The 18,289-nt window shown below is 55.0% G+C and carries 16 protein-coding genes and 1 tRNA gene; 5 read left to right on the top strand and 12 right to left on the bottom strand.

Annotated features, from left to right (window positions below; translation table 11 throughout):
• The first annotated feature begins 110 nt into the window (after nucleotides 1-110).
• Together AC5S27_RS10185 and AC5S27_RS10180 are read left to right on the top strand one after the other, a co-directional pair.
• Nucleotides 111-1,583, top strand: a complete 1,473-nt coding sequence (locus AC5S27_RS10185) for a glycosyltransferase family 87 protein (protein WP_493934460.1) — start codon at nucleotides 111-113, stop codon at nucleotides 1,581-1,583.
• A gap of 593 nt (nucleotides 1,584-2,176) precedes the next feature.
• Nucleotides 2,177-3,364: a VIT1/CCC1 transporter family protein gene (locus AC5S27_RS10180; protein WP_493934459.1), complete on the top strand. Its 1,188-nt coding sequence runs from the start codon at nucleotides 2,177-2,179 to the stop codon at nucleotides 3,362-3,364.
• Nucleotides 3,365-3,517: 153 nt separating this feature from the next.
• On the opposite strand, the gene AC5S27_RS10175 is transcribed toward AC5S27_RS10180, so the two are convergent.
• From AC5S27_RS10175 to bcsA, 3 genes are all read right to left on the bottom strand, one after another.
• Nucleotides 3,518-3,775 carry a hypothetical protein gene (locus AC5S27_RS10175; RefSeq protein ID WP_493934458.1) on the bottom strand — a complete coding sequence of 86 codons (258 nt, stop codon included), beginning with the start codon at nucleotides 3,773-3,775 and terminating at the stop codon, nucleotides 3,518-3,520.
• Between the two features lie 261 nt (nucleotides 3,776-4,036).
• Complete coding sequence (locus AC5S27_RS10170; protein WP_493934457.1) at nucleotides 4,037-4,537, bottom strand: universal stress protein; 501 nt, start codon at nucleotides 4,535-4,537, stop codon at nucleotides 4,037-4,039.
• 787 nt (nucleotides 4,538-5,324) lie between these two features.
• Entirely contained in the window at nucleotides 5,325-9,620 is a 4,296-nt protein-coding gene (gene bcsA, locus AC5S27_RS10165; RefSeq protein ID WP_493937297.1) for a UDP-forming cellulose synthase catalytic subunit, read from the bottom strand.
• A 182-nt stretch (nucleotides 9,621-9,802) separates the two neighbouring features.
• Between bcsA and AC5S27_RS10160 the strand changes: the two genes are divergently transcribed.
• A complete protein-coding gene (locus AC5S27_RS10160) occupies nucleotides 9,803-10,270 on the top strand; it encodes a hypothetical protein (protein ID WP_493934456.1) in 468 nt (155 codons plus the stop codon).
• A 92-nt stretch (nucleotides 10,271-10,362) separates the two neighbouring features.
• Here AC5S27_RS10160 and AC5S27_RS10155 read toward each other — a convergent pair whose 3' ends face one another.
• The 5 genes from AC5S27_RS10155 to AC5S27_RS10135 form a co-directional block, all read right to left on the bottom strand.
• A complete protein-coding gene (locus tag AC5S27_RS10155) occupies nucleotides 10,363-10,638 on the bottom strand; it encodes an Arm DNA-binding domain-containing protein (protein WP_493934455.1) in 276 nt (91 codons plus the stop codon).
• Between the two features lie 181 nt (nucleotides 10,639-10,819).
• A tRNA-Glu gene (locus AC5S27_RS10150) sits at nucleotides 10,820-10,894 on the bottom strand.
• 108 nt (nucleotides 10,895-11,002) lie between these two features.
• Nucleotides 11,003-11,278, bottom strand: a complete 276-nt coding sequence (locus AC5S27_RS10145; RefSeq protein ID WP_493934454.1) for a DUF507 family protein — start codon at nucleotides 11,276-11,278, stop codon at nucleotides 11,003-11,005.
• A complete protein-coding gene (locus AC5S27_RS10140) occupies nucleotides 11,275-11,553 on the bottom strand; it encodes a DUF507 family protein (RefSeq protein ID WP_493934453.1) in 279 nt (92 codons plus the stop codon). The genes AC5S27_RS10145 and AC5S27_RS10140 overlap by 4 nt, the downstream gene beginning before the upstream one ends.
• 84 nt (nucleotides 11,554-11,637) lie before the next feature.
• Nucleotides 11,638-11,988, bottom strand: coding sequence for a (2Fe-2S) ferredoxin domain-containing protein (locus AC5S27_RS10135; RefSeq protein WP_493934452.1), 351 nt, complete (start codon nucleotides 11,986-11,988; stop codon nucleotides 11,638-11,640).
• Between the two features lie 128 nt (nucleotides 11,989-12,116).
• Here AC5S27_RS10135 and AC5S27_RS10130 point away from each other — a divergent pair, with 128 nt between their 5' ends.
• Both AC5S27_RS10130 and recJ read left to right on the top strand, forming a co-directional pair.
• Nucleotides 12,117-12,593: a hypothetical protein gene (locus AC5S27_RS10130; protein WP_493934451.1), complete on the top strand. Its 477-nt coding sequence runs from the start codon at nucleotides 12,117-12,119 to the stop codon at nucleotides 12,591-12,593.
• Entirely contained in the window at nucleotides 12,590-14,407 is a 1,818-nt protein-coding gene (gene recJ, locus AC5S27_RS10125; RefSeq protein ID WP_493934450.1) for a single-stranded-DNA-specific exonuclease RecJ, read from the top strand. The genes AC5S27_RS10130 and recJ overlap by 4 nt, the downstream gene beginning before the upstream one ends.
• Before the next feature lie 67 nt (nucleotides 14,408-14,474).
• Here the strand turns inward: recJ and AC5S27_RS10120 are convergent, their stop codons facing one another.
• From AC5S27_RS10120 to AC5S27_RS10105, 4 genes are all read right to left on the bottom strand, one after another.
• Nucleotides 14,475-14,828: a hypothetical protein gene (locus tag AC5S27_RS10120; RefSeq protein ID WP_493934449.1), complete on the bottom strand. Its 354-nt coding sequence runs from the start codon at nucleotides 14,826-14,828 to the stop codon at nucleotides 14,475-14,477.
• 111 nt (nucleotides 14,829-14,939) lie between these two features.
• The gene (locus tag AC5S27_RS10115; RefSeq protein ID WP_493934448.1) at nucleotides 14,940-16,028 is read right to left on the bottom strand and encodes a YXWGXW repeat-containing protein; all 1,089 of its coding nucleotides are present in this window, start codon (nucleotides 16,026-16,028) and stop codon (nucleotides 14,940-14,942) included.
• 253 nt (nucleotides 16,029-16,281) lie between these two features.
• Nucleotides 16,282-17,388 (bottom strand): redox-regulated ATPase YchF, encoded by a 1,107-nt coding sequence (gene ychF, locus AC5S27_RS10110; RefSeq protein ID WP_493934447.1) that lies wholly within the window; start codon nucleotides 17,386-17,388, stop codon nucleotides 16,282-16,284.
• A gap of 135 nt (nucleotides 17,389-17,523) precedes the next feature.
• Nucleotides 17,524-18,066, bottom strand: a complete 543-nt coding sequence (locus AC5S27_RS10105; protein WP_493934446.1) for a hypothetical protein — start codon at nucleotides 18,064-18,066, stop codon at nucleotides 17,524-17,526.
• Between the last annotated feature and the right edge of the window lie 223 nt (nucleotides 18,067-18,289).

The raw sequence follows: 18,289 nt of genomic DNA, 5'->3' as shown, positions 1-18,289 counted from the left end.
GGGTACCAGCGGACTACCTGAGCCAGGCCAACGATCGAGGCCGGTGAGCCTATCCATAGAGCGGAGTAAGCCTTGCCGGAATACGTCGAACAGGAACGAGTCTTCGCACTATGAGAAAGCTACTGCTTCATCCGCAGTTGCGAGTGAGGGCGCGAGTGTTCTGGTATATCCTCTGGACGGTCATGTTGGTCATCTCCGCTGGGAACACTTTGTCTGTCAATGGAATTTTCTCCTCCAACCTCGGGTTTGTCTTCAGTGTATTGCTGGCCGCGATTGCTGGCGTGCATCTGATGTCTAGGCCTGAGCTTCTGAGCCAGAAGAACACCACTCTTGCGAGAGTTGTTCTAGGTATATTCGGTATGGCGCAATGCGGCTGGTGGCTGCGTACTCTCGGGCCTCCTTATCCCTATCGTGGCTTTGACTTCAGCGCCTATTATCTTGCTGCCAAACTCGTATCGACGACCAGTGGGCACAACTTTTACACGCTCCCTTTATATGCAGATGGCCGAATGAACTTTCTCGCTCCTGCTCCCATCCACTCTGCCTTTACCGCGGCTGCGTTGCGATATGACGTTCCGCAGGCCGCAACCTATATCTACCCGCCCTTCTTCGCATTGCTAATGAAGCCTTTTGCACACCTATCTTTTTTATCTGCTTACGCGCTATGGGACACGATCAGCGTTCTCTTCATCATTGGAGCTGTACTACTCACGTTCAGCATCGCCTTCGTCCGCATAGGCGTGAAGCTTGGGCTTGTGTTGGGCGTCGGGATATTCTCCTACTATCCGTTGTCTGAGTGCTTGATTATGGGGCAGGTGAGTGGCTTGATCCTTTTCCTGTTGGCTGCGGGTGTTTGGCTTTTGGTGCGAAACCACACGTCACTTTCAGCACTGAGCTTTGCCGCTGCAACCATGATCAAGCTGACCCCATTTCTCGCCGTGCCGATACTCATCCTTCATCGACAATGGAAGTGGCTTGCAGCGTACTTCGGGTGGATGTGTGCCCTGTCATTGTTTTCAATATGGCAAGGTGGATGGAGATTGCATTGGGAGTTCTGGAATGAAGTGTTACCGAGGATGTCATGCGGGGCCGCCGTCGACCAGAACAATTCGATCGTTGCGTACGTACAGGAACTGTTCCTCGGATACGTGCCCATCGCACCAAATAGCCCGCTGACGCTACCGAAGTATGCGTGTACCGTCTCTCGAATCGCTGCTCTTTCAGTGTATTCCCTCATGTTGTTCCGATTCTACTGCAAACGATATGACCGAGACATTGTGCGCGATCTTGTCCTCATGGCTTTGCTTGGTCTTGTCGTCTCTCCGATAAGCTGGACGCATCATGCACTAATCGCTTTGCTGCCTATGGTCTATCTATGGTGCAGGATGCCCAGGAAAGGCAATCGTGTCTTGCTAGCTCTGTTCCTCGTGATTGGTAGTAACATCATCGGCTATTCCCTGCTGGCAGTCAGCGCTCCTGCGGCACAACTTGTACTTGCTGGAGTGGTTCCAGGCCTTATGGTCACGCTGGTCTACGCCAATCTCAGATCCAATCTCGGGTCCGTCGATTGCCAACCAGCGTAATGCTTGCAGCATCATCCACCCCAGAGACTAACGGCAGCTGAGGTTAGATTTGGAAACATTGGATGAACTATAGCTCAGTAACGCAATGTAATGTGAGTTATGTCGTGAGGTCGCAGGAAGACGATCCGAGGTACGAGATAGCGGAAACTAGGAATGACCGACAAGCCGCCAAAGTTGATGTTTAAGTTCGCTGTAGTGCTATCCGTGGTCGACCATCTTCAGTCACCGATCCTGCAGATGTGTGACCGCTCTTCGGCTGTTATAGTTGCGGTTCACCAGTGGTCTGGATGAGACCGATTCAGTGAAGCATCGACATTGCGGGCGCTGTGTTCTGTGTGCATCGCAAGTCGATAGCGATCCCGCACTACAAGGTGCTCTCGACACAATCTCATGCAAACATTGAGGCCGTTCACAGGCCGTAGCTTTATTGAAGGCGCAATCGGTGGAAGGTTTCAGTTTGCCCTATTTCGAGCCGGACAACTGGATATGATCTATCAGTGTGCAGTTGGGAGTAGCCCAAGAAATGCCAACGAAGAATGAAATGAATATCTGCCGGGAAGCTTTCGATCAATTCAAAGACATTGGAGACGCTTGTGCAAGATGAGTCGCAATTGCTTTCACTGATGCGGGCTAATTGGCAGGCCGAGATGGAGGACAATGCCACATATTCGGCATTGGCTGAAAAAGAGTTAAACCCGAATCGACGCAACGCGATGAGAGGCTTGGCTGCCGCTGAGAGTCATCATGCTGATCTTTGGGCCAGGAGAATTCAAATTCTCGGGAGTCAACTGTGCTTCTATAGCGGTCCGTCGAAAGGTCACGCAGCTCAGTTTACAGAAGCTGCAGGCGGAGTGGATTTTGCCCTTCGAAGCCTTAAAATTAAGGAACGGAATGATATCGAGAGGTACACAAAGCAGTCTTCAGTTCTCAAAGACAAGCCAACGCTAGATGTCCTCAGCGAGATTATCGCCGACGAGAATGAGCACTACAAAGTTCTCAGCAATTTGATCAGGGCCAGACCTCCGATTCCTGAGCTTGCGCCGAACGAAGCGAGTCGAGCGCTTGAGGCCTTATTAGCTGTCCGTCGCCACAACAAGCCAGAGGCGGCAACATGGTTCAGTGACGCTCTCTACGCAGCCAACGATGGGCTCGGGTCGATCTTTTGCGTTGTCTCTGGCATTGCAGGAGCGACCTTAGGAAATAGTCACTTCATACTTTTGGCGGGATTCGCTGGTATGGTCGGCAGTTCCTTATCTACTGGAACGAGCGCCTATCTCGCATCGAAGAGCGAACATGAAGTCTTCCAGGCAGGATTTCAAAGAGAACGTACTGCTGTGGAAGAAAACGAAGCGGAAGCTCGGGAGGTCCTCACTCTCAGTTATCAGAGTAGGGGCCTGCCAGCAGATGTGGCAAGCAGGCTGGTCCATTTACTAGCCGAGGATAAAGAAAGATTGGTCGGTGCCCTTGCCCGCGCGAGATTAAATACCGCAGAGGAAGATTTGAGCGTCCCGTGGGTATCGGCGATCTCAGGAACACTTGCAACAGCACTCGGCGCATTTGTACCGATTATCCCTTTTTTCTTTATGGCTGGAATTCCAGCGTTGATCGCCGCGACAATCCTCTCACTTGCTGCCCACTTCGCTGCTGGCGCGGCGAGATCAATCATGACAATTCGCCCGTGGTGGAGCACTGGACTGGAATTAGCTGCTATTGGAGCGATTGAGGGCGCCCTTACGTACGGCGTTGGGATGGCTCTCGGGTATTTTGTGGCGGCACATTAGAAGTTATTTCGAGCATTTTTACCACTTGCTGCTCATACAACGGGCATCGCTACCCTCCCAAGCGATGTTCCAGACAATCGAGGCAAGAGCCGCGTAGCGCGAGTGGATCTCTACAACTCCGGTTCTCAGCGATTCGATTCGTGGTGCGATCCTCTATGACAAAACGATTCGACAGGCAGTATCGGGTCGAAGATCGTTTGTACTACTTGTCACAGACGCGGGATTATCTCTGCGATCAAGGTCAATCTCACCGACTCCGCAGAAGATACTCACACCTTTCTGATAACCGATCATGTTGTGAATCATCTCTGTAAGCGACCCGGTCTTGCCCACTCCCTCTACACCAAATAGGCACGCTTTTCCTCCACGCTCCAATGGAACCAGAACATCGATAGCCTTGATCCCGGTCACTGAGGAGAATTCCTACTGCGAAGAGATCGCGAGAGATATGGCGGGTTCGAAAGAGATCATCCTAGTTCGACACACAAAGGTCAAGAGCAGCGCCATGGACTGCCTCATCGACTTCTTGACTGCTCATCACCCTAATCTATTCAAGCAAGTTAGAGCTACTGATATCGTGGATCTTTCTGGGCTTATGCAGTCAGAGATTGAGGTGATTGCCAAAAAGCACCTTCGCGAATGACAGCCGTATCCGATTGAACCAAGGGGCCGCTAGTCAGCCACCGCGACTGCTGCATCCTTGACAGATCTGAGAAGGAGGAAGGGGTACTGGACCAGCTTGACCAATCTCTCTGCGATAGATCCAAAGACGATTGCGCGCCATCTTGAAATGCCATGTGTTGAGAGCACGACGAAGTCTGACCTTTCGCGTTCTATCACCAGCATGATGTTGCCCACAACATCGTTTCCGCTTTCAACTCCACATTGCGCAGTAATTCTGCATGCGACCAATCCGGCTGCAGCCTTGGTCAACCGTATCCCGGCAGGTTCTCTTGCGTCTCTTAGAAAATCTCCCTCTGGGAAATAGTCGGTCGGATACCCTGTTCCCGGAATCATCGTCAAGACCGGGACAACATGCAGCAGGTAAATTTGCGCTTTGTAGTGTAAAGCGATTTCGATTGCGGTTTTCCAACGCCGCGTCGGACGATGGGCTGGATCCACTGGTACGAGAATCCTGGTTGATGCAAAATGCGAATCGGATGAATTGGACACTGGTATCTCTTTGAAATCTCCGAATGGGCCGTACTCCACATCGTGGTGCATGGATGCACAAAAGGAATGCGCTTATTCGTTTTGACGTAGGGCTTCACGTATTGTGCCGGCATGAACCTTACGTCACGGCCTTGTTCCCGCGGGGCACGAGCGAGGTAGTGCGCGCCTCCGCAGGCTTCCATGCCCATCGATATCTGCTGTCGGTTCGCAGTGAAGACTAGAAGCTGCTTACGAGAGAACTTCTTCCGTAGCACGATCTCACCTCGTGCGTTCAGGTCAATAACGCGAAAGGTGGTTTTGCTTAGGTCAATGCCGAGTGTTGAGATATCCATGGTAAGCCTCCTACCCGCCAAGATCATCCTCCTGTAACGCAAGCGGCAGACCATTACAGTAGACAGAGTATGGAAGGCATGGAAAGCCATGAAGCCTGCTTCCCATTCCGGTACGCTCAAGGCAGACATCGAATCGCAGCCGCTGACAGCTGTCAATGATATTTTCAGGAGGTTGCAGCATGGAGACGTCATATCGCGCGTTGTCCTCGAATTCGCACAGGTGCCGACTTTTCCATAATCCATGTTTGAAGTTCAAAGTCATTTTTGGTAGTCGTCGCTTTCGCTAGTCGGGCCCAGAGACGGACGCCGCAAGAATATTCCTATCGGGAGCGAACTGCAGAGCGCCGCCCGCACGAATCACGCATGAGTCCCGCCACTGATGGGTGCTTATCTCTGCAGCCTCCGGCTACAAGACTCAATGAGCAAGACTCGTCAATAAGTTTCGACTATCTGGATTAGAGGATTCTATCTGCCGCTTGCAGCCTTCTCCCGGCTACAAACCCCAGATAGTCGCGCCCCCAGCGAGCCAGTAAGAGACAGCACCCGGTGACGGCGAGAAAAAGGAGCCATGGGTGCTCAGCGAGCCAGATCCGAAACAACCCATATTTCGAGATGTTACCCACGTGATAGATGCTGGATGCTGAATCATAAGATACGAAACTGGCTTCTCCCAGTACGCTTACCGATTCTGCGATATCACTCGATTGTGATCTCCCCGGGAATACATCCTCAAATCTTGAGATGGCATCATCGTTCTGAGAAGGAATTAATACGATCGACCTACCTGCGAACGACGGATTCTCTATCTCCTCGATCACTAGTTGAGGTAGACCATTTACGCTCTCCGGAAGGCGTCGCTGCTCACTTTTGCCTTGCAGCCGTCCCCAATTGTCCACGATCTGATCCCGTACGCTCTTTGGCATCCCATGGATACCATCCGCAGCAACCGTAATAGGCAGAAAGCTGTGCAGTGACGCGTATGCTGGCTGGTCGCTCACATTGCCCAGGATGAGATAGTCCCGGTGGCTTCGAATGACCGCATCGGGGCCCTCAATTTCGACTCTTAAACAGGGATACCCAGTCTGTGCCCCGAAGTGGCTCATCAGCGCGAGCAGCAAAGCAATTTCCTTTAGGCTGGGACTCTGAGGCATCACCACGACAGTCTCCCCTAGATCTGCAATTCGTGTAAACGGAAAGCCTGCATTTGCAAACAGCTCGAGATTTGGCAATGCGACCCAGTTATCCAGCGTACGAAGATCCATCGACGAGGCGCTCGAAATGTATTCTGGCAGCTCTGCATTCAAATCCGGTGCACCCCCGGCCTGCCTCAAAGGCACGATGTCGAAGTTGATCAGCATCGTGTTGCTGAACGGGCGCATCCGTTCCACGGGAACCAGCATGACGCGATTTCGATCTGACTCGTTAGTGCGCTGGGTAAGTGGAACTTCGTTGATCAATGAACCGTTGAGGTAGACCCGCAACGCCGATTCCTTGGCCATCGGCAATGGGTTCAAGCGGTAGCTCAGCTTGAGTCTGAGGTTTTGGGTTTCACCGTAGTAGAGATCTGGAGGAAGGCGGAAGTAGATCGGTCCCGCCTTAGAACCGCCCGTACCCAACGTTGGATGAGATTGGTTAGTCCAGGATAGAGGCTGCGAAGTGGTGCTCATCCAGCGTGGAGCGTCATCAGGTTCCCTCTCCGGCGGCATCACAAAGTCTTCAACATTTGCGGTAGTTCCGATCAACGAAGCCTCTTGATTGGACGTTGAAGTACTCTTAGCCATCCTGGTGAGCGTTCGCGCGACCACCAAGAGCTGCTCATCACTTTCGCCAGCAAGGATGAGAGCCGTCCCGTCTGCGTCCGATGGATTTATCTTGATGCTCAGCGACGCTCCCCGCGCTGGAACGTTCAGTGAGGTAAGCAAGGCGCCAGGACTGTTAGCGAATACGATCACGTTGCCAGGCGGAATATTTCCTATAGCTACCGTGTATCGAATCGGTTTTGAATCTACTTGCGTCCCTAACCACGATGCGACGACCGCAGCAGCCTGCAACGCCTGAGGTGTCGGCGATGACAAGAAGACAAACGGGACCGTGGTTGTTGTTTGCAGTTCCCTGTCAAAGAGTGGCAATGGAAGGAGGCTCAAGTCAAGCTTCAGTGGCAGAGCATCACCTGCTACCACTACCAGTGAGCTAGCCCCAATCATGGCCAGTGGTGAAAGCTCCGTCTGCTTCCCCGCCTGAAGAACTGACGCTCCCTTGAACTCGAAGGTAATCTCATTGTGTCGCACCAGCAATTCAGCGGGGACAATGAGCGATACGAAACTGAATTGACCATCCTTGTGCGGAATGTCAGGCGCAACAATCTTCCCGATGGTAATGCTATTGATCATCACGTTGATTGAACCCGTGTGTGCAAGAATTGCAGGGCTGAAGAGGTATGAGAGGTCCAGTCGACTCGTGCGCGGCACTCTACCTTCGGATAGCACGAATCCCACGGAGTAATAGGAGTGCGGTCCATTCATTCGAATGGCGTCCTCCACGCCCATGTCCTTTAAGCTGATCTTGTCCGTTGCAATAGTCTCTCTGGAGTACAGGCCTTCCTGCGGCGATGACATCCGCCTCTGTGCAACAAGCAGCGGCGAACTCACGAACGCTACCGCAAAAAGAGCGACAGCGATGATCTTCTTCCTGGGCAGCAGTCCTCGGACGACCTGATGGAGGCCCGTGAATGAAAGCCGAATAACACGTGCCAGACTAATCAGAGGCCGGTCTGCTTCCATCGCTCCTGGCTGCGTGATCCACGCATCTGCGCGAGAATAAATCGCTCGAGTTAGGGTTTCTTGTTCCTCGATGCTCAATTTGTCAAATTGAAGTCGCAGAATTGGCCCTTCCTGGCCAACCACTACTGCATGAATTTCCAAGTCCCCTGTTTGATCTGGAAATGACACGTGAAACCGGCCTCCCGTATGGAGTTGCAAACCGCCGGACAGCGGCATGGACACGCCGCCAACAGAAATGTCACTGGTCATGGCGCTTGTTACACTTCCGTCGTCCGCTCGCAGTTGAATTGCGATATCAGTGGGGATTCGCACTGTCGCGCGTCGTTGCCGATGCTCGTTGGCCACGGCGGCTGCCACCCCCAAAATAACCATGTTGAACAGAATCCAAACCAGGTTACTCAATACCGCACCTGGATGTGTTGGGTCTGTGACCAAAAGTCGATATGGAACCATACAGATTCCAATGAGGTTCAGCCCTAACAGAACAATCGTCGGTGTTGCGATGTGTCGGTCGAACACCGTCTCTTTAAGAGTACTGTCCTTATCTGTCACATTGAACTTCCCAAACTTGGGATTGATCAGTGCCAGCAGTGTCGGCGCGAGGATGTACGGGGCAAGTACGGTTTCGTAGATCTCGTTCCAGAACGAGTGACGATGCTTCCCCTGTACACGTGAGTTTGTCAGGTTGGAAATAATCAGATGAGGCATCGCATATGCAAGAATCGCCAGCCAATATCCAGGGAGGATTGTCCATCGAAACAGTAGATACGCGAGCGGCGCAGTCAAAAAGATGAGACGCGGCACCGCATACATGAAGTGCAGCATTGCGTTGAAGTAGCACAACCTCTGCATTAACTTCATCCCTGAACCGAACAACGGGTTTTCCGTTCGCAATATCTGGATCATTCCGCGAGCCCATCGAACGCGCTGCCCCACGTGTGCGGAGAGTGTTCCGGTTGCAAGGCCTGCAGCCTGTGGAATATTGATATACGCTGTGTCCCAACCTTTCTTCTGGATTCGAAGCGACGTATGTGCATCCTCCGTCACGGTCTGCGTTGCGATCCCACCGACCTCATCCAATGCTGTCCTGCGGATCACCGCGCAGGAGCCACAAAAGAAGGTCGCGTTCCAAAGATCGTTTCCATCCTGAATGACGCCGTAAAACAACTCCCCTTCATTTGGAATGGTCTTGTACTGCTGGAGATTTCGTTCGAACGGGTCGGGTGAATAGAAGAAGTGTGGCGTCTGCAGGATGGCCAAATTCTCGTCGGCCAGGAACCAGCCAACGGTAGTTTCAAGAAAGCTGCGGGTTGGAACATGATCGCAGTCGAAAATTGCTACCAGTGAAGAATTCATCTGCGTCAGCGCATGGTTGATGTTGCCCGCCTTTGCATCGTTATGTTCTGTTCGAACGATATACCCTATGTCAGCCTGCTTGCAGAATACGCGGAAATCTTCCCGTGTCCCGTCGTCCAAGATATAGATGTGCAGCTTATCGGGTGGATAGTCGAGATAGATCGCTGCCAGTGCCGTATATCGGACAAGGGTGAGGGGCTCGTTGTATGTGGGAATCAGAACATCCACGTGAGGCCACAGACTTGAATCGGAGGGCAGCGATATAGGCTTCCTGCCGAGTGGCTTCACTGTCTGCAGATAGCCAAGCACCATGATCAGCATGGTGTAGGCCTCAGCCGAGAACAGAACTACCATTAACACAGAGCTGATTGTGATTCGCTGATTCGACTCGTCAGTAAAGAAGTCCAGCATAGTGTGGATTCTCCACCAACCGTATCGGATGGTGGTCACGAGAGAAAGCAGCATCAGAGCTATCGTCATTGCGGTAGACTTCGACCGCCGATTTAATGCAAGAGCGACAACTATGCTCACCGCTCCTAAGACAATCTGTTTGGGCCAGCTTAAATAGAGAGTTGCGAACTGGAATAAGAGAAAGAGTGCGACACAGGTAGTCACAGTCCGGATGAATCGGGAGAGTGGGCTCACCGTGTCGAGATAAGATGTCACACCTTTACTCTGTGCTTAACTGACAGTATGTCAAGAGCACAACGACACACATCATTCATTTGTGCTCGCCCGTCCCGCACCAGTAGGTATCTGATCTCCGCAGCACCAACTACCTCGATATTAAGGAAGCGGTGGACGCGATCGTGACCGCTTCCCGCAACCAGCTCCGTCACATCGTCAACCCGGAAAGCGACGCTTCGAGCAACTGGGCAGCATTAGAAGTGAACCATGCAAGACCTAACGATTTTGATCGCGCAATCACGACGATGCGAAGCGCTACGTATATCACAGGCGCCGCCTCTTTTTTCCAAACAATACACGCGGCAAATGGACATCCGCTGGCGTTTCCGGGTGCCGTCCTGTTCGCTATTCTCTCGTGGCGGTTGTGTAAGTATTCTTTCGAATGGGCAATCGCCGGAGTCGCAATCCAATCCTTCGAACTATCCTACAGGGGGTTCTTTATGAGAGTGGCGCGTTCGATAGAGGCTAGCGTTTTCCTGCTCGTCTTGATTCTGGCGCTCCGAGCAAGCATCTACCTGGGATCAAACCCGGAGCCACAGATTGACCCACAAATCGAACCGGTGGTCGATTCGGTCTAACTTTCCCACGTTGGTCTAACGGCCACGAAGAACCACCCACGAGCTGCGTTCGCACCCTCCACGCCTGTTATCTTGAGCCTTTGGTGGCCGGCCTATGTTGCCATCGAGATCGTTTGCTCCACCATCGGGTCGATGCCGCTGTTCATCTTCTGCCTCGCGGCCAAGTGCAGGTCACGCGCATCTGCCAACGAAACCAGAGGGAAGGAGCCCAGCGCCATGAGCCGCTGTACCCTCCCGATCCGATACTTGTAGCGCCACAGCTTAGAACCGTTGGATGTAATGAGCAAGGAAAGGCCATGCCCGTCTGAAAGAGAGCAGGGCTTCAACCCCGGCTTTGCTCTCGTAATCTCAAATTGTGTGAGTTCCATTCGTCCCCTCAGATGGTCGTACACCAGGGAAGACTGAAATAGATACCAACGATATGCCCAATACCACGAGCTGCATGTATACATGAACAGACACGAGTACACCATAAACTGGGTCCGTTCTTGATTTGGTTGGGTGGTTTAGGACTTTTCGAGATATATCTAGATGCCTGTTAAAAGTAGTTGGTAGCGCCAACGGGAATCGAACCCGTGTTTTAAGATTGAGAATCTCACGTCCTAACCCCTGGACGATGGCGCCACACTGGTGAAAACTGCTGTATCAGGTCTTAGGACAAACTAGACCGGCACTCGCTTAGTTTAACAAAAATTGCACATACTGCCAAAGTGCAAAACCCGGAACAATCCCTTAAATGCCAAGCCGGCGAACTTCGTCGTTGTAGTACTTGCGGTAGAGGATGTCCCACTCCTGCGTACCTTCCTGGATGATCTTGCGCTGCGAGCTGATCTTGAGGCGGGCTGCCTGGTCGATCTTGGTCTCTTCCAGAAGGAGCTGTTCGAGGATCTTGCGGGCTTCCTGCCGGATGGTGTTGCGGTCGTCGAGGAAGTCTACCTGGTCAACGTCAGCCAGGGTATCCGCTACGGTATGGGCGAGCTTGTTGAGTTTGTCGCGGGAGATTCTCATAGCACCGCCTTGTATTTGCGCGCCAGCTCGCCTTTGACCTTCTTGAACATCTCAGCGTATTGCGCGCCGGACTTCAGCATCTCCTGCTGGTAAGCCTCCAGGATCACGCGCACTTCGTCGTTGATGCGGTCTTCGAGGGAAAGCTCCTCGATCATACCTTCGGTGACTCGGGCTTCCACCAGAGCGGCGTCGCTGGTATGGATCTTTTTGGTCTCGACCAGGTGCTTAACCGTGCGACGAGCCAGATAACCGATATATTCGCGAGAGAAGATCATGGACTAACCTCTACGATACCGTATCGACCCGGCGGCTGTACATTCCAGAGCATTTGCGGCCCTCACGATGCCGCGCGCCCTGAGTCAGGCGCGGTGCGGGCAGCTCTTGGTGTTGATGCACTCGTCAGCGAGGCGCAGGCGCTCGACCGGCTTGCCGCCGACGAGGTGTTCACGAACGATCTCTTCGGCATCTTCGGGCTGAACGTGGCCGTACCAGACCGCCTCGGGGTAAACGACCATCACCGGGCCATGTTCACACTGATCGAGGCAGCCGGATTTGTTAATGCGAATTTTGCCGGCGAGGCCAGCAGCCTTGGCGAACATCTGAAGCTGGGGAAGGAGTTCGCTCTTACCGTCTTTGGTGCAGGACGGGCGCGGTGCGCCTTCCGGTCGGGAATTCTGACAGACAAATACGTGGCGTTCAAAAGGTGCCAAAACGGAAAATCCTCCAAACGTTCATGTTAGCTTGTGCGATGGCGCGCGGTTTCCACAGCCTGGGATGGCGGACCGCGCGCAGTGCTCAGATTCGAGCCGTTTTCATCTGAGACAATGAATAGCGACCTATGGAAACCGATAACCTCGTAGTACTCAAAGACGACATGGTGGCCTTTATTGAAGGGCACGGCATGAAGCGCCTGCCTGGATACGTCACCGAAGATATTCCCGCGATCCTGTGGGAGAGCGAAGACAATCCGGACTCGTGGAAGGATTTCGTCGAGATGGCGAAATACTCCGGCGCCCTCTTCGTCACGATCAGCGAGGTGAAGCTGGACCACGAGGAGCTGGAAGAGCTGCTCGAAGAGGCCAGCGAAGTGAACTTTCCGGACGAAGATGCTCCTGAGCTGGTGGAAGCCCAGTGGCTGCAGAAGTATGCCGGGAAAGTCGGGTATCTCCAACTCGGATTTGTGCACCAGGGCATCGTATTTCTGCATGAGACGACAACGGAGTGGTACGAACGCTACCAGGAGTTGCTGGAGGGCATTGAGGCGCTTGGCGACATCCTGATTGACGATCCGGACGGAGAGAACGAAGAGCTGTGAGTCCGGCACCATCCGCTCCCTCTGACGTTACGCCTGTGACTCCAGCTCCACCTGTACGCTGGCAACTTGCTACCGCGCATCCGGAGGCCGCCGAACTGGCGGCCTCTGCGCATATCCCGCTCGTAATCGCTGAGCTTCTGCTGGCTCGTGGGATCACTTCGGCCGGCGAAGCCTACACATTTCTCCATCCTGACGTCAGCCAGCTCATCGACCCTTTTCTCATGCTGGGGATGGCTGCTGCCGTGGACCGGCTGGAGCGGGCGATTGCCAACTGCGAGACCATTCTGCTCTACGGCGACTACGACGTGGACGGCACCACCGCCGTCGTTCTGCTGAAGACGGCAATCGAGATGCTGGCTGGCCCTGCTTCTGAGAAGGGTTGCAAGGTGCGCTTTCATGTGCCGCATCGCATTCGAGAAGGGTATGGCATCCAGACGGCAGTGCTGGAACAGGCATCCGCGGATGGCGTCCATCTCGTCATCAGCGTCGATACCGGGATGCGAGCCTTTGCCGAGGCGCGGCGGGCCCGTGAACTGGGGCTCGACTTAATCATCACGGATCATCATTTGCCCGACGCCGGCGACGAGATTCCTGACGCGCTGGCAATCCTGAACCCGAACCAGCCAGGCTGCGAGTATCCGGAAAAATCGCTGTGCGGTGCGGCGATTGCATTCAAGCTGGCTGTGGCTGTGCTGCTGCGCAAGTATCCGGAGCGTACGCGCGAGAAGGTGATTCCCTCCTTCCTGAAAATGGTGGCGATCGCTACCGTCGCCGATGCCGTGCCTTTACGAGGAGAAAATCGCGTGCTGGCCGCGCTCGGGATTCGGGAGTTGCAGAAGCCTGCGGGAACAGGGCTCAAGGCGCTATTCCAGGCGGCGGCAATTGACCCGGCCACCAAGCCGTTGACGAGCTTCGACCTCGGCTTCCGGCTCGGGCCACGCATCAATGCCGCAGGCCGCATGGATATTGCCGCAGAGGTCGTCGAACTGTTTACGACACGGGACGCTGCGCGCGCGCATGAACTGGCCGCGAAGCTGGAGCGGCTGAACACCGACCGCCGCGAGACGGAGGCGGAGGCGCTGCGGCAGATTGAGCATCGGCTGGCCACGGATGCTTCGCTGGCGAACAACAGGATGCTGGTGATGGCGGGCGACGGTTGGCATCGCGGCGTGATCGGCATTCTGGCTTCGCGGGTGGTCGACAGGACCGCAAAACCTGCGCTGGTGATCAGCATTGAAGACGGTGTGGCTTACGGCTCAGGACGGTCGATCGACGGCTTCCAGTTGCTGGAAGCGATTGAGACTTGCGCCGATCTCTACACGCGCTTTGGCGGACATGCCTTCGCCGTGGGGTTTGCCATGCCGGCGGAGAATCTGCCGGAGATGGAGCGACGGCTGTACCAATTTGCCGCAAAAAAGCTGGCTGGGCAGCCAGCGGAGCATGTGCTTCGCATCCACGCGGAGCTGCCGCTCGATCGCGTGACGGCTGTGCTTTCCGGATGGCTCAGGAAGCTGGAGCCGCTGGGCCACGGAAATTCTGAGCCTGTCTTTCTCGCGCGGAATCTACTCCTGGCTGCTCCGGTGCGGCTGATGAAGGAAAAGCATATCCGGCTGGAGCTGGTGCCTGCCTCACAGCCTGGAGCAGTTCATTCCGCCCCAATGAAGGCGGTGGGGTGGAACCTCGCGGCGCGAGTTGCGGAGCTAGGGCTGGATCAGGGCAGCCTGGTCGATCTAGCCTACAAGGTCCGCGAGAACGATCATCCGCAGTACGGCGGATTACAGGTAGAAATCGCCGGAATCCGGCTGGCGGAGTAAACCTTCCCCAAAGAAAAGGCCATGGTCCCCATCGGAAACCATGGCCTTCTTGCTGACAGAGGTTGCGTTAGCGTCCGTTATAGAAATGCTCCACGCCCACGCGGTAGCCCCGCTCGAAACCGCGGCGATAGGGTTCGCGGTCGCGTCCTCGAAGGTGCGGATTGCGATATTCGTCCCGGTTATTCACGTCCGGACGGCGGTGATTGCCGTAGTCGCGGCGGGCGCCTTCCACCCCGTCGTGGAAACCACGGCGTTCCATTTCCTGGAATTCGCCGGGGGGCTCATCCCAACGGCGATCCTGCGCGTAACCGGCCATCGCCGGCGAACCTGAAGTCATAGCGTAGAGCGGAGCAACGGCCACAGAGGTGGCGAACACCGTAGCCAAAACGGTAGCGGCGAAAAGACGAACATTGAGCTTCATACTTCCTCCTGACACTACAAAGGATGAAAGAAACAGCCCACGGGTTGGCCGTGGGCTGCGGTGGAATAGCTGACAGCGGGCTTCTGCAGTCAGCTATTGAGGGTGGTCCGGTTAGCGTCCGCGTCCGTGCGGATGTTCCGGCCTCTCACTCGGGTGAGGAGCAGGTGCCGGCCGCGATTGAGGCGCCGGACGGGACTGCGGAGCCGGGCGCGACTCAGGACGGGACTGCGGAGTTGCGGGACGCGATTCCGGACGGGGTTGAGGTGTCGGACGCGACTGGGGACGCTCCTGGGGCGTGGGACGAGCTTCGGGCCTGGGCTGCGGCGTAACCGGCCGGGACTCAGGACGGTTGGTTGGGGTTGCAGGACGAGTCTCGGGACGATTCGTTGGCGTCGTGGGACGCATCTCGGGACGGCCTGGCTGGACAGCAGGACGATTCTCGGGGCGATTTTCCGGCCGGGCACCACCAGCGTTACCGGGCTGAGGACGTCCGCCATTGGCCGGTCCAGTGATGGGACGGGCAGCGGCAACAGTTGCGGGACGGCCATGATTCGTAGCAAAACGCTGCTGGGGATCGCGGGCGGCAGCCTGGAAGTGCTGCTGCTGCACGGCGGTCGGAGCAATGTGGCGCTCGTTCATGCCGATCCGCTCCTGCGGCGTGGGCTGGTGATTGATGCCGCCAGGGCCACCTGCGTAGGCCACGTGATTGTTGTTGATGATCGTCGTGTTGTGCACGATCGTCTCATTGACGTATGTGTTGTGGATCACGGTGCGATTCACATTGACCACAGCCGTGTTGTAGGCAAAGTGTCCGCCGCGCCATTCGCCACCGGCAAAGCCGATACCCATGTAGCCGAAGCCATAGTTGACGCCACCGTAGTAGCCAACGTGAGGTCCCCAGTAGCCGTCGAAGAAGCGATAGTGGCCGCCTTCAAAGCCCCAGTAAGGCGGGGTCCACAGGTAGCCGGGCTGAGGAGCCGGAACCCAGGCGCCAGGAACCCAGTAGTAGCCGTCATCCCCGTAGGCCCAATAGCCGGGCGTCCAGAGATAGCCATCCTGCGGGCATGGGGGCTGTTCATAAACAACCAGTGGGGGAGGCGCAATGCCGATACTGATAAATACCCGGGCGTAGGAAGACGCCGGGATCACGCTGAGCAGGAGCGCAAACAGCATAAGACGCGCTGAGCGAAATACTTTCATGGGATTCCTCCAAACCTTTCATTAGGGCAATCAAGCAGCCGGGGGAGTGGATCCGGAGCTGACGGCCGGTTGATCTTCGACTGCAACCATGCAGTCAGCGTACAGCCATTCGAACCCACGCAGGATGAAGAAGTTGCCCTGGTAATTTGAAAAACTGAACGCTACAAATTTCTAGAACAAATACCGCATCCTTGTCTGCTCTTTCCGGTCAAGTGAAGTCATGAATAAGGAGTCAACCAAGGCCGCCGCTGCCCTAGGCCTTGAAGCGGAAGTGGAAGATATCGCCGTCCTTGACAAGGTAGTCGCTGCCTTCCAGACGCATCTTACCCGCCTCCTTGACCGCGGCCTCAGAGCCGGCAGCAACGAAGTCTTCATACGAGATCGTTTCCGCGCGAATGAAACCTTTCTCAAAATCGGAGTGAATGGCCCCGGCAGCCTGCGGTGCCTTGGAGCCTTTTTCCACAGTCCAGGCATGCGTCTCCTGCGGGCCCACGGTGAAGAAGGTGAGCAGCCCAAGCAGCTTGTATCCAGCGAAGATCACGCGGGCGAGCCCAGTCTCTTCGAGTCCCAGCGATTCCAGGAATTCCTTCTTCTCGGCGTCGTCGCCGAGCTGCGAAACCTCCGCTTCGATCGCGGCGGAAATAACCACGCTGACCGCGCCAAGCGACTTGGCGAACTCAGCCACCTTGGCCGAATACTGATTGCCCGTGCCTGCTGAAGCCTCCTCAACATTGCACACATAGAGGACCGGCTTCGACGTGATCAGGCCGAGCTGATGCAGGATCTTGTGCTGCTCCGGCGCGAGTTCAGGCAGGATGGTGCGGGCAGACTTCCCTGCCTGCAGCGCAGCCAGCGCCAGCTCCATCACCGGCAGCTGTGCCTTGGCTTCAGGATCGTTGCCCTTCATCTTCTTCTGCGCGGCGACCACGCGGCGTTCCAGGCTGTCGAGGTCAGCGAGCATGAGCTCGGTCTCAACAGTCTCAGCGTCACGAACCGGATCGACAGATCCTTCGACGTGGGTCACATTGCCGTCTTCAAAGCAGCGCAGGACATGCGCGATCGCGTCCACCTCGCGGATGTGGGCGAGGAACTTGTTGCCCAGACCTTCCCCGCGGGACGCACCCCGCACCAGCCCGGCAATATCCACAAATTCCAGCTGCGTCGGGATAATCTTCTTCGACTCAGCCAGCCTGGCCAGCACATCCAGCCGCGGGTCGGGCACTGCAACGCGGCCCACATTAGGCTCGATGGTGCAAAAAGGGTAGTTTGCAGCCTCAGCCGCAGCAGTCTCCGTGAGCGCATTAAACAGCGTGGACTTGCCCACATTCGGCAGACCAACAATTCCGCAATTGAATCCCATGAATTTCCTGACTTTCAACAAATTGCCGCATCGCGGCTTCGGCTCACCGGAAGGGATCGCCTTATCTATCATAAGGGCGTCGAAAGAACGATTCAGCGGACCTACGGAAGTACGGTCTAATTAGGTTAGCCAGCCCTAGTATTCGTCGTTGAGGCTCAGGGTATCCATGATCTGCTTACCAACCTTCCAGGCCGCGGGCCAATCCGCTTCCGGACTTTCAAAGATGAATAAATAGAGTGTATGTGTCTTTGGATTCGCAACGGTCAATGCATGCATGAGGATGGTTCCTGTGGCGTCCGTGTCCTTCAGATCGCAGCCGAACTCCTCAAATGGACCAACCGTCTTACTCCACGACGTAACGTTGTGCGTGGAAGCCATGTTTGCAATAAGTAACTTGCCTCGCTCTACGACTGAGTCGGACTTCAGATGAAAGACATTCAGCGTCAGGCCAGTCTTGAATTCACCGGTGTTGCTGATATCTTCCCGGGTGATGAAATATGCCTGCGTGCCTTTCTGCATTTCCTCCCTAAAAAACCAGCCATCTGGCCTGAGGAAGGATGCCTTGATTGCAGGTACTTTCTGCCAGCCAAATCCTGCCGGAGGATCGGGTAATTCATTCGCGCGAAGAGGCAACGCAAACAATACCGTTGCAAACAAGAGGGCAGTCAACTTTTTCATATTGTGTCCTTGAGCACGCGAACTGCGGTACCGTCTTTTCCTACTGACAATACACGACGAGCGACTGATTTTCGGCTGGCCATGCTAAGGACGCCGTCGAAGAAGCGTGAACGAGACAGCTCCCCTGCAGTGGTGCATGGGGCGAACCTGCATCGCAATTTGTTACGCTGCAAACCATCCTCAAAACTTTCTTGGAAGCGCGAAATGTGCATCATATGATTTC

It is taken from the genome of Acidicapsa borealis (assembly GCF_059115245.1).
Note: the sequence above shows the minus strand (reverse complement) of the source record. Positions and strands in the feature narration are given on the sequence as shown.

What these genes read in the sequence shown, in the direction of transcription:
- AC5S27_RS10155 (WP_493934455.1), bottom strand. Translation starts at nt 10,638, where the DNA reads ATGGAACTCACACAATTTGAGATTACGAGAGCAAAGCCGGGGTTGAAG.
- AC5S27_RS10115 (WP_493934448.1), bottom strand. Translation starts at nt 16,028, where the DNA reads ATGAAAGTATTTCGCTCAGCGCGTCTTATGCTGTTTGCGCTCCTGCTC.
- AC5S27_RS10120 (WP_493934449.1), bottom strand. Translation starts at nt 14,828, where the DNA reads ATGAAGCTCAATGTTCGTCTTTTCGCCGCTACCGTTTTGGCTACGGTG.
- AC5S27_RS10145 (WP_493934454.1), bottom strand. Translation starts at nt 11,278, where the DNA reads ATGAGAATCTCCCGCGACAAACTCAACAAGCTCGCCCATACCGTAGCG.
- AC5S27_RS10130 (WP_493934451.1), top strand. Translation starts at nt 12,117, where the DNA reads ATGGAAACCGATAACCTCGTAGTACTCAAAGACGACATGGTGGCCTTT.
- AC5S27_RS10140 (WP_493934453.1), bottom strand. Translation starts at nt 11,553, where the DNA reads ATGATCTTCTCTCGCGAATATATCGGTTATCTGGCTCGTCGCACGGTT.
- AC5S27_RS10105 (WP_493934446.1), bottom strand. Translation starts at nt 18,066, where the DNA reads ATGAAAAAGTTGACTGCCCTCTTGTTTGCAACGGTATTGTTTGCGTTG.
- ychF (WP_493934447.1), bottom strand. Translation starts at nt 17,388, where the DNA reads ATGGGATTCAATTGCGGAATTGTTGGTCTGCCGAATGTGGGCAAGTCC.
- AC5S27_RS10185 (WP_493934460.1), top strand. Translation starts at nt 111, where the DNA reads ATGAGAAAGCTACTGCTTCATCCGCAGTTGCGAGTGAGGGCGCGAGTG.